Annotated in this window: 10 protein-coding genes and 1 tRNA gene; 3 read left to right on the top strand and 8 right to left on the bottom strand. The window is 41.4% G+C overall.

The annotated features are described in order from the left end of the window. Positions 1–16 precede the first annotated feature (16 nt). Positions 17–2,575, bottom strand: a complete 2,559-nt coding sequence (locus tag A3GI_RS0109525) for a carboxypeptidase-like regulatory domain-containing protein (RefSeq protein WP_256592980.1) — start codon at positions 2,573–2,575, stop codon at positions 17–19. Positions 2,576–2,693: 118 nt separating this feature from the next. After that, a complete protein-coding gene (locus A3GI_RS11285; RefSeq protein ID WP_018361222.1) occupies positions 2,694–3,563 on the bottom strand; it encodes a GLPGLI family protein in 870 nt (289 codons plus the stop codon). A 758-nt stretch (positions 3,564–4,321) separates the two neighbouring features. Here A3GI_RS11285 and rocD point away from each other — a divergent pair. Genes rocD through pruA form a run of 3 tightly spaced genes read left to right on the top strand, consistent with a single transcriptional unit; the run spans position 4,322 to position 8,145 of the window. Continuing rightward, positions 4,322–5,551 (top strand): ornithine--oxo-acid transaminase, encoded by a 1,230-nt coding sequence (gene rocD / locus A3GI_RS0109515; RefSeq protein ID WP_026216056.1) that lies wholly within the window; start codon positions 4,322–4,324, stop codon positions 5,549–5,551. A gap of 17 nt (positions 5,552–5,568) precedes the next feature. Continuing rightward, a complete protein-coding gene (gene ctlX / locus A3GI_RS0109510; protein ID WP_025004171.1) occupies positions 5,569–6,489 on the top strand; it encodes a citrulline utilization hydrolase CtlX in 921 nt (306 codons plus the stop codon). Between the two features lie 24 nt (positions 6,490–6,513). Continuing rightward, positions 6,514–8,145, top strand: coding sequence for an L-glutamate gamma-semialdehyde dehydrogenase (gene pruA / locus A3GI_RS0109505; RefSeq protein ID WP_018361219.1), 1,632 nt, complete (start codon positions 6,514–6,516; stop codon positions 8,143–8,145). Between the two features lie 382 nt (positions 8,146–8,527). Here pruA and A3GI_RS11020 read toward each other — a convergent pair whose 3' ends face one another. The 6 genes from A3GI_RS11020 to A3GI_RS0109475 form a co-directional block, all read right to left on the bottom strand. After that, entirely contained in the window at positions 8,528–9,445 is a 918-nt protein-coding gene (locus A3GI_RS11020) for a diacylglycerol/lipid kinase family protein (RefSeq protein WP_018361218.1), read from the bottom strand. Continuing rightward, positions 9,442–9,912 carry a preQ(1) synthase gene (gene queF / locus A3GI_RS0109495; RefSeq protein WP_018361217.1) on the bottom strand — a complete coding sequence of 157 codons (471 nt, stop codon included), beginning with the start codon at positions 9,910–9,912 and terminating at the stop codon, positions 9,442–9,444. The genes A3GI_RS11020 and queF overlap by 4 nt, the downstream gene beginning before the upstream one ends. 3 nt (positions 9,913–9,915) lie before the next feature. Beyond that, the gene (locus A3GI_RS0109490) at positions 9,916–11,973 is read right to left on the bottom strand and encodes a glycoside hydrolase family 97 protein (protein WP_018361216.1); all 2,058 of its coding nucleotides are present in this window, start codon (positions 11,971–11,973) and stop codon (positions 9,916–9,918) included. Between the two features lie 26 nt (positions 11,974–11,999). Continuing rightward, positions 12,000–13,115 carry a tRNA 2-thiouridine(34) synthase MnmA gene (gene mnmA / locus A3GI_RS0109485; RefSeq protein ID WP_026216055.1) on the bottom strand — a complete coding sequence of 372 codons (1,116 nt, stop codon included), beginning with the start codon at positions 13,113–13,115 and terminating at the stop codon, positions 12,000–12,002. 81 nt (positions 13,116–13,196) lie between these two features. Beyond that, positions 13,197–14,993 carry an arginine--tRNA ligase gene (argS, locus tag A3GI_RS0109480; RefSeq protein WP_018361214.1) on the bottom strand — a complete coding sequence of 599 codons (1,797 nt, stop codon included), beginning with the start codon at positions 14,991–14,993 and terminating at the stop codon, positions 13,197–13,199. Positions 14,994–15,469: 476 nt separating this feature from the next. Continuing rightward, positions 15,470–15,540 (bottom strand) — tRNA-Gln (locus A3GI_RS0109475). Positions 15,541–15,610: the final 70 nt, after the last annotated feature.

Genomic DNA, 15,610 nt, shown 5'->3' with positions numbered 1-15,610 from the left:
CGACGAAATATGAGTATTATAATATTGAAAATGCCACACTAATAAGAAACTCCGAAGGACGTAACATATATTCAGTCATCTCTATATCCGAATCAATATTTCGGTAAACAACAAAATTATTTGCTCCAAAAACATTACTCCAACTTGCCGATAACTCCATGTTTTTATTAATCTTATACAAACAGTTCAGGCTACCGAGGACGACATTATACCGTTCTCCCGCAGAGCTATTCTGAATATATCTTGTATCGAAACCAAGATTGAATTTATATACCGGTGTCAACGTTAACATCAGTTTATGAGACTGAGAGTAATGGGTGTCAACAGATTTCGCCCCCACTTTGTAGTCAAAGACAGAGAAAGTAGCAACATATTCACCGGAAAGCCATTTAGCCCATCTGAAAAATGCGGAACCATTTATCCAATAATTGTTGCCTTTATAGTTGGCAGGTCTATCCCAAAGGAGTGTTGTGCCACTATTTCCGATCCAACCGACACTTCCTTTGAGAGTTGTCTTAATGGAACGGAAATGATGCTCGATACTGCTACCTAATTTGCAGGAGAGCGGGCTATTCTTATGTGATCGATTTTCATACCTGAAAGCCCCTTTCTCATATCTCATACTGACCAGAGAATTGCTCCAACCTCTATTCAGCCCCAACCATGCAGTCCAAAATGTGGTGGATAAAGGATCTCTATAATTAAAAGAAGTACTAAAATCCGCAAAAATAAGACGTGAGGAAGGGTGACTGCTATAGGAAAGCATGTTGTAGGATTTTAAGAGATAACCTTTTATCTCATCCATAAAATCTCCGACCTGATCGGTCACGCTCATACGCCCTCTCCAGCTCCAACGGGATGAAAGATCGTAGCTGCTTTCGAGTGAAGGATGAAAACGAAAATAATTCATCGTTTTCAACTCGGACCATTTCCGTTGATACGTAACAGGCAGGTTTAATTTTAGTTGCCATCCATTTACTGCTTTATGGAAAAAAGAAGTTCCTCCGCGCAGGAAAAGAGTCTTGCAAAAAATATCATTTTCTCCATTCTCAATCTTCACAATATTATTCAGGTCGTTCTTTTCATTAAAACTAAGATCAGAGTAAAATCGATCTACTTTTATTCCACCCGATAGATAGTAATCCCCAACCATTCTTTTGGGATAGTCACGACTCTTTGAAAGATTTACCACCGAAGAAAATTGCTGATAATTCACTCTCTGACTTACGATAAAATCCACAGACCGATTCGCTGTATTCAGCAGCTCATCGAAACCTATAGCCGGAAGTACCTGTAAATTATTCTTTGTTCGATAATAACGAGTATCCCAATTCAATCTGTATCTGCCACTCTCGCTCTTTCTGATCAGATATAGTTTATTGGTAACATTTAAGAAAGGAGTAGACAAAGTTTGATAAACTTGGTTTTCCTTCCAGTCAATTACACCCTCACCATTGTTCTTTGCAATTTTGAAAACAGTTCTATTCAAAAGGTATCGCTTATGACTGTTCTGTTCGTACTTCAACTCGAATTCTGCCCGATGCTCTTTTATACTGTCATTGGCAGATTCAATTAAATTGGTTACCGGACCGTTTGGAGTATAGATTGTACGTGTAGTCTTATCGTGATATGTTCTTTTATCTCTTTTGTAATTCAGATTATAGGAAAAAGTAGACACGGTATCGATCGCCAGCAATGTATTGACAGAAACATAATGGGCATTATTAAAGCGTGTTAACTGATCGGCAATGGGAGCAGGCGTATATGGAATCGATAAGAACTGTCTGTCGTTTTCTCTAAGATTTTCATAATAAGAAAGTAAATCTTTTTCAATATTTCGACCCGTATTGTCTTGTTTATATATCAACATATTTTGTTGCTTCCTCGTAAATCGCATGCCGGCCAACTGATTGCTGAATAGCCCCACCGGTATTCCTGCTCCCAAACGAACAGAAGCAAATAACGCTCCTAAAGCTGATTTCTTAAGTTTGATATTAATTGCCGCAGCATCAGGCATATCAACCCCCTGAAGCACCTGCAGCGGTTGGTGTTTTTCAAGAATCTGCACAGATGCTACCTTGTCTACATCAAGATTATTTGTGGCCAATCCATACCTGCCATTTAACATATCAAGACCCTCGATATAGAATTTACTAATCGGTTCTCCTTGATACGAAATTTTACCGGATTCGGAAATCTGTATTCCCGGCAGTTTCTTCATTAAATCGGCCAAAGTCCTATCATTAGGATTCAGAAAAGGGGCACTCATGTAGGTAATGGTATCCCCGCTTTGTCTGATCAAGGGTGCCTTAACGATAACCTCCCTCAAGATTTGAGCCTTTTCCACCACTTGTATCTTCAATGGTTTATGCTCACTCAGAGATATTTTCTTTTCAAATGTTTCTATCCCCAATGAGCGCACACGAATGATAGCATAATCTAACTGAAGACCGGTTTTACAGGAAAAGAACCCTTTGCCATCAGTCGTACAGAGACAAAGCATTTTACCTTCTTTGGGTTCAAGAAGAGAAACAACAGCTCCGGCCACCGGCTCTTGAGTTTCTTGGTAATAAATATTCCCACTTACCGTACTTTGGCCGTAAAGTGCAACAGAAAAGAATAGAGAAAAACAGATAAAAATAAATGCAGGCTTAGAGATCGATTCATAATGTATATATGAATTTGTGTTGGTATTACTTTTTCTCTAATGGTACTACTACAACATTGTTATCATTATAATATTTATAAAGTACTCCATCTTTTCCCACAGCATAAGATTGCCGATCTCTTCTATGCTTCTCTTGAAACTCTATGAATTCTTTATGTGTTACTTTTCTATAATTTTCGGGCAGCTTAAGTTTTTCACAAGGAATGGTATGCTGTTGTATTCCTATCGCTTCAAACGAAAAAGATTTGTCTGCGTTTTCCATTTGAAGAATAAGTCCGGGTAACCCCGAAAAAACAGACGGTCCATCACTAACGGCAATCTCTTCACTATACCATGCGGTCCATGCTCTTCCTCCCCAGAATGCAGTTGCCTTGTGGCACGGATATCCTAAAACAGTCATGGTATCGGCCACTATATTCCAGGGAACAGGAGTCATCTCTCGAGTTGTGCCTATAACCATACCGGGAAGTTCATCATAATAAGTTATCTCATTCGAGCCTGTGGTTTTATACAACATCTCCGTTGTAAAACCGGCATCCCATGATTTAATGTTATTAAGAGCGTTGTCGTCATTGTTATCTCTCAGTCGCTGCTCGAAACTTGAATAGCTGTACAAGGTTACAACTGTCGTTCCTTCTCTTTGTAAGTTTTTTTGCTCCTGTTTGAATAATGACATTAACAAATCTCTATTCCAAGCCATCCAGATGCTGACGCCTTTATCGGAAATCAGTTCCATAGAGTCTGAATGAATTTGCTGTTCGCCATCGACTAAGATCGGCCTTCCCACCCTGTACACTACCGACAATGCCTTACAATTATCATTTTGAGCCGACATTTGATTGAAAACACAAATAAACAGAACAAGCGAGGTTAAACGAGAAAAAACAGATTTCATATTTTGGTAAAATTGTGGTATTAAAACGTCCTCTCTATGTTATGTATAGAGAATATAAACAAGATTCTTTAGTAAATCAAAGATATAAAAAACAAATTCACATTCATTGTTGAAATTGTTCAAAAAAAAGAAATCATATAGAACAACAAACAAAAATAGAAACTCTGATTAGGCCTGTTCTTTGTGACAGATATATCCAACAATATCTTTATGAAATAGATAAGCATGTTCTGCGAATATTTTATCGAATGAGTTTTCTAAGAATTCGGACCACAAGAAATTTCTGTTTATCTTTTAAGTTCTTTCCAAATAAGCATCAATCTCAACCTTTTTTCAGTACACGTCACAGTGTACACGCCAAACGCAAAATTCTCTGCCTGATGGTTGAAAATTATTCAGGCAAAGAAAAAAAATCCAAGTTAACTTCGTCAAAAATCCATTGCGCTAAGAATTTTCAACCATCAGGCAGAGAATTTTCATCACACAAATGAAAAACAAAAACCAACCTGAAGCAATACACTTCTCTTTCTTCTTTCTTTGGTTTAATCAACTTTTTTACCCCATAAATATCCCCAAATGAGGCCTTTCGTGGAGACCTGTTTTATTACCCAATCGAAACGATAAGAAGGGAACAAAGAACAAAAAGAAAGACAATGAATTCTTTGTATTGTTTTATGAAAGCTTTGTTGCTATATTTATAACCGTTTGCAAATAAAAATCAAACATTTACATATTAACGAAATCTAACAAGAACCATGATGCAATTATCAAACAAATCAAGGTATTTCATCGATCTGGAAGAAAAGTACGGCGCACATAATTATCATCCGCTGGAAGTTGTTCTATCCAAAGGAGAAGGCGCTTATGTATGGGATGTGGACGGGAAACGGTATTTCGACTTCCTGTCTGCATACAGTGCGGTAAATCAGGGTCACTGTCATCCGAAAATAATAAAAGCGCTTCAGGAGCAAGCCGAACGTATCTGCCTGACATCAAGAGCTTTCTACAACGATGTGCTGGGTGAATATGAAAAGTTTATGCATGACTATTTCGGCTATGACAAAGTTTTACCCATGAATACCGGGGCAGAAGCAGTGGAAACAGCCCTGAAGCTGGCCCGCCGCTGGGCATACGATGTAAAAGGTGTGCCCGAAAACGAAGCTCTTATCATTGCCTGCAAAGAAAATTTCCATGGGCGAACCATCAGTATCGTCAGCCTTAGCTCGGATCCTTCGAGCTTCACAGGATACGGCCCCTTCACCCCCGGATTTATCACCATTACCTACAATGATACCGAAGAATTGGAAAAAGTTCTGAAACAGTACGGCAGCAAAATTGCAGGCTTTTTACTGGAGCCAATACAAGGTGAAGCCGGTGTGAATGTACCCGATAACGGTTATCTGAAAAAGTGCTATGACTTGTGCCATGCATACAATGTGCTGTTTATTGCAGATGAAGTCCAAACAGGCATTGCACGCACGGGTAAGATGCTGTGCTGCGACCATGAAGGCATCAGACCGGACATTGTGATTTTAGGAAAAGCTATTTCCGGAGGAGTACTGCCGGTTAGTGCAGTTCTAGCCGATGATGAAATTATGCTGACCATCAAGCCGGGTGAACACGGTTCTACCTTTGGTGGATTTCCTTTGGCCTGTAAAGTAGCCATGGCAGCCCTGACAGTGGTCAAAGAAGAAAATCTGGCAGAAAAAGCAGAAATGCTTGGACGTCATTTCCGTGCAAAACTAAAAGAAATCGAGAGTCCTCTCTTGACTTTGGTAAGAGGTAAAGGCTTGCTGAATGCTATTATCATTCAACCTCACAACGGACACGAGGCATGGGATGTTTGTGAAGAAATGGCCTCCAGAGGTTTGCTGGCAAAGCCCACTCACAGGCATATCATCCGGTTGGCTCCACCTCTGTGTATCACGGAGAAAGAACTGGACGAGGCCATCGAAATCATCAAAGAGTCAATAAAAGTGCTGGAATAATTTTTTATCTAATGTTTGTGCCTATGATACGCAAACAAGCCACTAACCGGATTTTGATGGTCAGACCCGCAGTCTTCGGCTATAATCCGGAAACAGCAGCAAACAATGCTTTTCAAAAACTGACAGGTTCACCTGAAACAGTAGCCAAACAGGCTCAAAAAGAATTTGACAACTATGTTTCTCTTTTAAGGGACAACGGTGTGGACGTTTTGGTAGTGCAAGACTCACCCAAACCTCATACACCGGATTCTATTTTCCCAAACAATTGGTTCTCTACACATATCACAGGAGAGCTTGTGCTCTACCCCATGTTTGCTTTGAACAGACAACAGGAGCGTAAATTGCCCATTCTGGCCACAGTTGGAGAGTTAGATGGCGTACAACGCATCATCAACCTGAAAAGCTATGAAGCACAGCGCAAGTACCTTGAAGGAACGGGGAGCATGGTTTTGGACAGAATAAACAAGATAGCCTATTGCTGTGCATCGGAGCGCTCATCCGTTGAAGTTCTGGATATATTCAAAGAAGAACTGGATTATTCTCTGGTTTTCTTCCATGCCACAGACACCAATGATGCTCCTATCTATCATACCAATGTGATGATGTGTGTAGCCACACATTATGCGGTGGTATGCCTGGAAGCCATCAAAAACGACAATGAGCGGGAAACCGTGATAAATTCACTGACATCTACCGGACATGAGGTCATCACCATAACTTTGGAACAAGTAAACCACTTTGCCGGAAATATGTTAGAATTGGAAAGCGATGAGGGTAAATCGCTCATTATCATGAGTGCAGAGGCCAAACGCTCCCTGACTTTTACACAAATAGAAAACATAGAAAAATACAGCAAGATATTAGCTCCTGAACTCTACACAATAGAGACAAACGGGGGTGGCTCTGCCAGATGTATGATTGCTGAAATCTTTTTATAACATTATTAACAATCAATTAAACTTATGAACAATTCTCATTATAGCTTTGCAAAGCCGGTCAATGAACCTATATTCAGCTATGCCCCGGGCACCGAAGGAAGGCAAAAATTAAAAGAAGCATTAAACGAGCTGAAAAATGAGGAATGGGAAATTCCCCTGATTATCGGAGGTAAGGAAATCCATACAGGAGATACAGGATCGGTAGTTATGCCGCATAATCATCACCATAAACTGGGAACCTACCACAAGGCATCTGAAAAGCACGTGCAAGAAGCTATCAAAGCCGCCCAAAAAGCCAAAGCAGATTGGGCTGATCTGCCATGGACGGAAAGAGCTTCACTGATGCTGAAAATAGCAGAACTTATTTCGACTAAATACAGATACCGACTGGCTGCGAGCGTTATGCTGGGACAAAGCAAAAACCCCATGCAAGCTGAAATCGATGCCCCCTGCGAATTGATAGACTTCCTGACCTTCGGAGCCTATTATGCCGGGAAAATCTACGAAGAGCAACCTCTCAGCGTAAAAGGTATTCTGGATCGCATGGAGTACAGGCCTTTGGAGGGTTTCATCTTTGCCCTCACACCTTTTAACTTCACCAGTATTGCCTCCAACCTTAATCTGGCTCCGGCCATGATGGGTAATACAACTGTGTGGAAACCGAGTACGACAGCTTTACACAGCAATTATCTGTTGATGCAGATATTCAAAGAAGCAGGCCTGCCCGACGGAGTTGTAAACTTTATCCCGGGAAAAGGCAGCACCATAGGCAATGTGGTTACAGCCAGCGAACACTTGGCCGGATTGCATTTTACCGGTTCTACTGCCACTTTTAACACCTTATGGAAAGGTATGGCAGCAAACATCGATAAATATCGCTCTTATCCGCGCATAGTAGGCGAAACGGGCGGTAAGAACTTTGTAATGGTACATCCGTCGGCAGATGCGAGTGAAGTTAGTGTTGCTTTGGTTAGAGGAGCTTTCGAGTATCAAGGACAAAAATGTTCGGCAGCCTCTCGTGCATATATACCCAAATCTTTATGGCCAGAGATCAAAGATCGGATGGCTGCCATGATCGACGATATCAAGATGGGCGATGTAATGGATTTCAGCAACTTTGTAAATGCAGTTATCGATGAAGCATCTTTCGACAATATCATGGGCTATTTGGAGAAAGCAGCGAAAGACAACGAGGCAAAAATTATTTTCGGCGGTAAAGGAGATAAATCCAAAGGATATTTTATCGAGCCTACGGTTATCGAAGTAACCGACCCTCATTATATTACAATGAAAGAGGAACTCTTCGGCCCCGTTCTTACCGTATTTGTTTATGACGATAAAAACTTCGATGAGGCCTTGCAACTTTGTGATACAACTACGATGTATGGTCTGACAGGTTCGATCTTTGCAAAAGATCGCCATGCCATTGTAAAAGCAATGGATAAATTGCGAAATGCAGCAGGCAACTTCTATATTAACGATAAGCCCACAGGCGCCGTTGTAGGACAACAGCCATTCGGAGGTTCTCGTGCAAGCGGAACAAACGATAAAGCCGGTGGACCTCTTAACCTTATGCGTTGGTGTAGCCCACGCTGTGTAAAAGAGACATTCGTGCCTCCTACGGACTACAAATATCCATTCCTGACTCAGGATTAGCAGCTTTTCAATTTATTGCTGTCCGGTAAAAAATCGAAGAACCTTCAAAAACTACTGTTCTATAGCAGATTACAAGAGAATTTGAATTAGAGGGCTTGTATTTTTCCATACTGTCATTTCTAACATTGTCAAACTCCTTTTTCTTCGTAATGCCCTTTTAGAAGGTTGTTTTTGCGAAATATGAAGGGTTTTAGTTCCAAATCTCTAACCTCCTAAATTTTACCGGACACCAATATTTTCAATTAGACGGTAAAATCTTTGCTAAGTCATTATAAAGAGAGCGTTATGAAATTCATAACGCTCTCTTTATATAAAATAAACCGGGTATATAACGAATTTATCTTTGATATGCCTTTTCTCTATCGATTGGCATTTTCCTGCTTTATTTCTTCTCTTCTGCCTTATCTTTCTTAGACGTTTTTTTGCGTGGGACCATTACCCGTATGGAGTCGGGAATACATTCGATATCTATTACCTTATCCATTTCCACCGGATCACCGTCAAGGTGCATTACACCTGCTTTTTCTCGAATAATCCGCACTCTTCGTGTCTTGAACGCTTCCATATTCGAATTCTTGGTCAAATTCTTAGTAAAAAGCTGAAGCAGAATTTGAGCAGCTTCTATATCTTTGAATGGTTTGAGGATTACCAAATCCAACTCCCCGTCACTCATACTGGCATCCGGTGCTATGTATGCATTATTACCGTATTGCGGTGCATTTGCAGCTGCTATCAAAAAAGCTTCACGTTCGATCTTTCGACCATCAAACTCAATCTTATAAGTAGTCGTATTATAATTGATATACTTGTTCAATACCGCATGCACATAGGATAAAGGCCCCCGGAACGGAGCTTCTGCAAACTTCTCACTCACTTCGGCATCAAACCCCATACCGCAAGTGCAGAAAAAAGGACGTTCATTGGCTTTACAACAGTCGATGAGACGTTTATTACCACGCATGATTACATCAATTGCCCCCTGCTCATTCAAGGGCAGATTCAGAGCCCTTGCCAGTCCGTTGCCCGAACCTTTTGGAATGATACCCAAGGGAATACCTGTATTGATAAGCGCTTTTGCGACCTCATTGACCGTTCCGTCTCCTCCTACGGCAATTACCATGGAAGCGCCTTTCTCCACAGCTCTTTGCGCCAATTTCGTAGCGTGTCCTTCTTCTTTGGAAAAAGTTATATAAACATCCGTATTCGTATTCTGAAAGGCATCGGCCAGCAGCCCCGGCACACTGTTCTTGGAACCGGTTCCGGATATTGGATTGATAATGGCTACGACAAAGTTTTTCATCTCGTAGATTGATTGAATAATCGCTGCTTCGCCAATTCTTCGTAACACGTTCCCGGACGACCATAATTACAGTAAGGCAATATGCTGATACCTCCACGTGGAGTAAAATCACCCTGCACCTCGATATATTTGGGATCCATCAATTTGATGAGATCCTTCATGATAATATTAACGCAATCTTCATGAAAAGCACCGTGACTCCTGAAACTGAAGAGATACAATTTCAAACTCTTGCTCTCGACCATTTTAACATCGGGTATGTAATTGATATAAACGGTTGCAAAATCAGGTTGCCCTGTAATGGGACACAAACTGGTGAACTCGGGGCTGTGAAAACGTACCCAGTAATCGTTCTCTTGATGTTTATTGGTAAATGCTTCCAAAACTTCAGGAGCATAATCCTGGCTATATCGAGTTTGTGAGCCTAAGATGCTCAGCTCATTTTCTCCTTCTCTTATACTACTCATATCTCAATTAAAATTTTGTTTATCAGGAATAAAAGTAATGGCCTGCCCTCCTCCGGGAGCCATTGAAATGGTTATACGATCTGCGGATGAAACTTTTTTATCGAGAATTCGATATGCCAACGGGTTCGTCTCCCAATGAGCATCAGGAGCATCGGCATATATGATGGCATCATAAATGACTTCCGGCTTCAGAAAATCCAAAGAAACTTCTATCTGCCTCTCCTCCGCATTCGTTACAGCCCCCAAATAGTAACACTCTCCGGCACGGCGAGCTACAACATAGAATTGCCCCGGATAACCATCGAGAGGAAAACTCTCATCTATATCAGCATCGTAATCCTCAAAAAAACGGAAAGCAGCATGCCCCTCGTAATTTTCAATCATATCCGCTGCCATTTGCATTGGCGAGTATAATGTAATCCACAAGGCAATCTGTTTGGCCAGAGTTGTATTTACCCGGCTGTTACCCATATCATTGTCATTCCATTTTTTATAAACACCCGATCGTTTGCTCTTTTCTAAAGTAATATCAAAAATACCGGGTGTATAGTCCATTGGACCTCCGAGTAAACGAGTGAAGGGTAACAATGTTTCATGTTCCGGCGGATTTCCTTCGCTCCAGGCATTCCACTCCATGCCTCGTGCACCTTCCCGTGTCATCATATTCGGGTATGTTCGACGCATGCCCGTAGCTTTAATCGGTTCGTGCACATCCAGTATGACCCCGGCTTGCGCAGCCTTACGAAGAACATTGAAATAATGACGGACGGCATACTGTCCATGATGTTTATACCCACCGGGAATACCTCCGGCATACCCTGTCTTTAAGTAACGAATTCCATGATCACGACAGAATATCATAACGCTGTCCAGATCTCTTTCGTATGCAGGCATATTGGCTCCGGTTTCATTATGCAGGATGAAAGCAATACCTTTCTCTTTAGCATAAGCCAACACCTTTTGCAAATCAAAATCCTCTGCCGGAGATGTTTGTTTGAAATGTTGCTCTCCTCCCCAGCTCTCCCAGCCTTCATTCCAACCTTCGAACAGCACACCCTGTATATTATGCCGGGCGGCAAAATCGATATATTTAAGAGCCCGCTCTGTAATCGAACCATGCCTTTCACCGGGAATCCAACTGTGAACTCCTACATGCATCCCCCACCATACACCGATATATTTAATCGGTTTCGCCAATGCAGACTTATCGACCGAACATTCATCATTTAAATTGAGTACAATATTATTCTTCGGCAGATCCACGGCCTTATTCCCAATCAAAACAACACGCCACGGAGAAACGAATACGGATGGCATTTTGGCAACAACTCTCTCAGTCGGCCAGGGAACATGTTCACATGCGAATAGCAAGCTATCCTTTTGCTTCAGGGTCATTTCGGGGAAATCCACCAATCGCGCTTCATGAATGGCTATCCACAATGAATCTTCCGTATGTACGGTTATCGGCGTATTTGCCGTTTGAACAACACTCAAAGGAAGTTCACGATATAATAATTCATAAGTCTCATCATCGGCAGGTATACTCCAACTCTTGCCATCTTTTGTAAAAGCAAACTCAGTTAACTCTCTCGTAATCAAAACAGAATCGACATTCGGAGGAGCGATATAACGATAACGAAACCCGACTCCATCATCATAAACTCTACTTTCCAATGTCAGTACACCACCGTCAGCGCAGCGAAAAGGAATCTCCAGAAAGCGATAATAATTTTTTACCCTTTTATTCTCACCCCAAGGTAAAGAATAAGTACTATCGACCGTACCGCAAATTGATCTTAACGGAGCGAAACCTTTATTTAGATTTAATCCGTTTTCTGTTTCAAAGCCCAGCCTCGCTTCTTTGATAACCTCTTTTCCACGAAAGGCAAGACTATAAGATAAAGAACCATCAGAAGGCGATAGATGCAAAGACAATAGTACCTCTTCACTCGGAGAGCTGACCTCCATATTCACTTCCGGTTCTTTATGTCTGCATGCTGAAACGGTAAAAAACAGCAATAACAGCAAAAGAGAAAAAAAAGAAAACGGTTTGGCGTTCATCACTAACTTCTGTAAAAAAACATTTGCTAAAAACCTTTGGTTATCATACCGCTGCCGAAACAGATATGATGATTGCAATCATAAACAACACCGTATTGACCGGGAGCTATCCCCTGTATTTTTACCTTGCTGGTTATCGTATATCCGGCATCAGGTTTATAGGATAAAACGCCACGAGTAAATTCGGGAGTATGTCTAATCTTAAATGTGATATCTATATCCTCTATATCTCCGGCATCAGGTTCATCGACTGGTGATTTCTTCTCCTGTAGTTTCCATGGATCCAAACTGATAAAATCGAATTCATCCATCTGAACGTGCATACCGTATTGATCCTCAGGATCGTATCCCCGACTCACCAATATGATATTGCGTTTGATATCTTTCTTCACCACAAACCACGGTCCCCCACTTAAACCAAGTCCTTTGCGCTGACCTATGGTATGAAACCAATATCCTTTATGTTTGCCAAGCACTTTACCTGTTTCACGCTCGATAATACGCCCTTCACGCGTACCCAGAGCGCGTTCAATAAAATCGTTATAATTAACCTTACCTAAAAAACAGATACCTTGGCTATCTTTCCGATGGGCATTGGCAAGTCCCTCACGCTCTGCAATTTGTCGTACTTCATTTTTCTGCATATGGCCTATCGGAAAGAGTAATTTACTCACCTGTTTCAGATTAATTTGTGCCAGAAAATCGGTTTGATCCTTCACCGGATCGGGAGATGTCGATAAGAATGTATGCCCCAACAAAAAGGTCGTAGTCGCATAATGCCCCGTAGCGATATAATCGAACTGATGACCATAGCGTTCTTCAAACACACCAAATTTGATCAACTTGTTACACATCACATCTGGGTTTGGGGTCAATCCTTTCTTAACCGTTTCAATGGTATACTTCACCACCCTGTCCCAATATTCATCATGCAACGAAACTACATCAAATGGCAAGCTATAACGATGTGCTATCAATGTTGTCAACTCAATATCTTCTTCGCTGCTGCAGTCTGTAAACCCATCGCTATCCATGCCGATCCGGATATAAAAAATATGAGGCTTTATACCATGGCCGACAAGCTCATGAACCATGACGGCACTATCCACTCCGCCTGAGACAAGAGCAGCCACTGTGGGCATACTGCCATCTGCCTTTTTTTGTAACATTTCGGTCCAGACTGCCATTTCTGCTTATTTTCTCTTTTCTTACAAATTTAAAACCTACATGCGTTCGGGCATTTCAATACCCAACAAGCCCATTGCACGCTGAACGATATCTGCTACTGCACCGCTAAGTACAATACGCATCGACTTGAGTGCTGCATTTTCTTCTTTAAGAACCGAAAAGTCGTGATAGAATTGATTATATTCCTTAACCAGTTCATAAGTGTAATTAGCAATCAATGCCGGGCTGTAAGTGGTTCCTGCCTCTCTAACCACATCAGGATATTCGCTCAGACGTTGTATCAAAGATTGTTCTTTGTCTGAGAGGACGATATCTTTCGTCAATGAATCCGGCTCCACGAATCCGGCTTCCACAGCCTTCGAAAGCAAAGAGCGAATACGGGCATAAGTATATTGAATAAACGAGCCGGTATTACCATTAAAATCAATAGATTCTTTCGGGTTAAAAGTCATATTCTTACGGGGGTCTACTTTCAAGATGAAGTACTTCAGAGCACCTAATCCCACGCGGCGAGCCACTTCATCGACTTCAGCAGCATCCATATGCTTGGCGCGCCCCATTTCATTGGCGATATCACGTGCCGTGGCAATCATCTCGCTCATCAAATCATCAGCATCCACCACCGTACCCTCACGGCTCTTCATCTTCCCTTCCGGCAATTCAACCATACCGTAACTGAAATGTGTAAGATCCTTACCGAACTCGAAGCCCAAACGATCCAACAGAATGCTCAATACCTGAAAATGATAGTTCTGCTCGTTTCCAACCACATAAATCATTTTATCTATCGGATAATCCTGAAAACGCATCTTAGCAGTACCGATGTCCTGTGTCATATATACAGAAGTTCCATCCGCACGCAACAGAATCTTACGGTCCAGACCGTCATCTGTCAAATCTGCCCATACAGAACCGTCTTCATCTCGAATAAAAAGTTTTTCGTCAAGTCCGCGCAGAACTTCTTCTTTACCCACCAAATAGGTATCGGATTCATAATATATTTTGTCGAACGAAACACCCATCATCCGATACGTTTCATCAAATCCCTCGTAAACCCAATCGTTCATTTTCTTCCACAAATCACGTATCTCAGGGTCACCTTGCTCCCAGCGACGAAGCATATCACGAGCCTCTGCCATCAACGGACTCACCTCTTTTGCCTGCTCTTCGGTAAGTCCCTGATTTTCCATCAAGCTTTTAACTTCAGCCTTTAGCTTCTGATCAAAGAGCACATAGAAATCGCCGATTAAATGATCGCCTTTCTTTCCGGAACTCTTTGGAGTGATACCTTCACCCCATTTCTGCCATGCCAACATGGATTTACAAATATGGATACCCCGGTCATTAACGATATTCGTTTTCACCACCCTGTGGCCATTCGCTTCTAATATTTTGGCAAGGCTGTACCCGAGCAGATTATTGCGCACATGGCCAAGATGAAGAGGTTTATTCGTATTAGGCGAAGAGTATTCGATCATCACCAATCGGCTTTCTTCAGCAGGCGCAATATGTCCAAAATCTTTTGTTTTACGAATAAAATCCAACAACCCTAACCATACAGCGTCGGCGATCGTCAGATTGAGAAAACCACCTACTACCTGCACATGACTGACCAAAGGTTGGTTGGTCAACAGATAATCACCTATGGCTTTTGCCGTTAGCTGCGGAGCTGCATGCGATATTTTCAACAAAGGAAATACTACGACGGTCAAATGTCCCTCAAACTCCTTCTTGGTCTTTTGAAGTTGAATTTGTTCGGGTTTCGGTTCTTGGCCGTACAATGCTTTCACAGCATCGGCCACACTCTTTTCAATAGTTGTAATGATGGACATATATAATGATTTGTTTATTAGCTATTCATACAGCCAGCAGGGCAAGAAGCCGGAATGCAGCTATTAGCTTACAAAGATACGGAAATAGTACTTTTAATGAAAACATAAAATAAAGCTTTGATCGTTGTACATTTAACAGTATTTTAAGAATAATATTAGTTCAATGTAAGCGATATGTAGCCGACTTTCATAAGGTGTTTCAACCATACTCTTATCGGAATATTAGCTATAACCAAATGAAAAGGATGGGGAAATAAAAGTTCGACTCTCATCTCATTGAATATCTGAGTCCTATATAAGAGCTATCCGAAAGCGATACTTTAAGTTGAGATATCTCAACTTAAAAAACAAAATGCAGTAAAAAACAGAATGATATTTACCTTATATCGATTTGCATAAGAATAGATAAAAATTCAAAAGCAAAACGTAATAGAGACAATACAAAAAAGGGAAGACAATGTCCTCCCCTTTTTGTGTTGTCTCACTAGGATTCGAACCTAGACAAACAGAACCAAAATCTGTTGTGCTACCATTACACCATGAGACAATCCTCTAAAAGCACTCGTTTTATCCTTGAATGCGGTGCAAAGATAGAGAAGATAATTTAACTACGCAAT

The organism is Porphyromonas macacae DSM 20710 = JCM 13914 (assembly GCF_000379945.1).
Taxonomy (GTDB): domain Bacteria; phylum Bacteroidota; class Bacteroidia; order Bacteroidales; family Porphyromonadaceae; genus Porphyromonas; species Porphyromonas macacae.
This window is presented reverse-complemented; position numbering and strand designations above follow the sequence as displayed.

Coding starts and splice junctions, on each gene's coding strand:
- mnmA (WP_026216055.1), bottom strand. CDS start 13,115: ATGCCCACAGTGGCTGCTCTTGTCTCAGGCGGAGTGGATAGTGCCGTC.
- argS (WP_018361214.1), bottom strand. CDS start 14,993: ATGTCCATCATTACAACTATTGAAAAGAGTGTGGCCGATGCTGTGAAA.
- A3GI_RS11020 (WP_018361218.1), bottom strand. CDS start 9,445: ATGAAAAACTTTGTCGTAGCCATTATCAATCCAATATCCGGAACCGGT.
- rocD (WP_026216056.1), top strand. CDS start 4,322: ATGCAATTATCAAACAAATCAAGGTATTTCATCGATCTGGAAGAAAAG.
- queF (WP_018361217.1), bottom strand. CDS start 9,912: ATGAGTAGTATAAGAGAAGGAGAAAATGAGCTGAGCATCTTAGGCTCA.
- pruA (WP_018361219.1), top strand. CDS start 6,514: ATGAACAATTCTCATTATAGCTTTGCAAAGCCGGTCAATGAACCTATA.
- A3GI_RS11285 (WP_018361222.1), bottom strand. CDS start 3,563: ATGAAATCTGTTTTTTCTCGTTTAACCTCGCTTGTTCTGTTTATTTGT.
- A3GI_RS0109490 (WP_018361216.1), bottom strand. CDS start 11,973: ATGAACGCCAAACCGTTTTCTTTTTTTTCTCTTTTGCTGTTATTGCTG.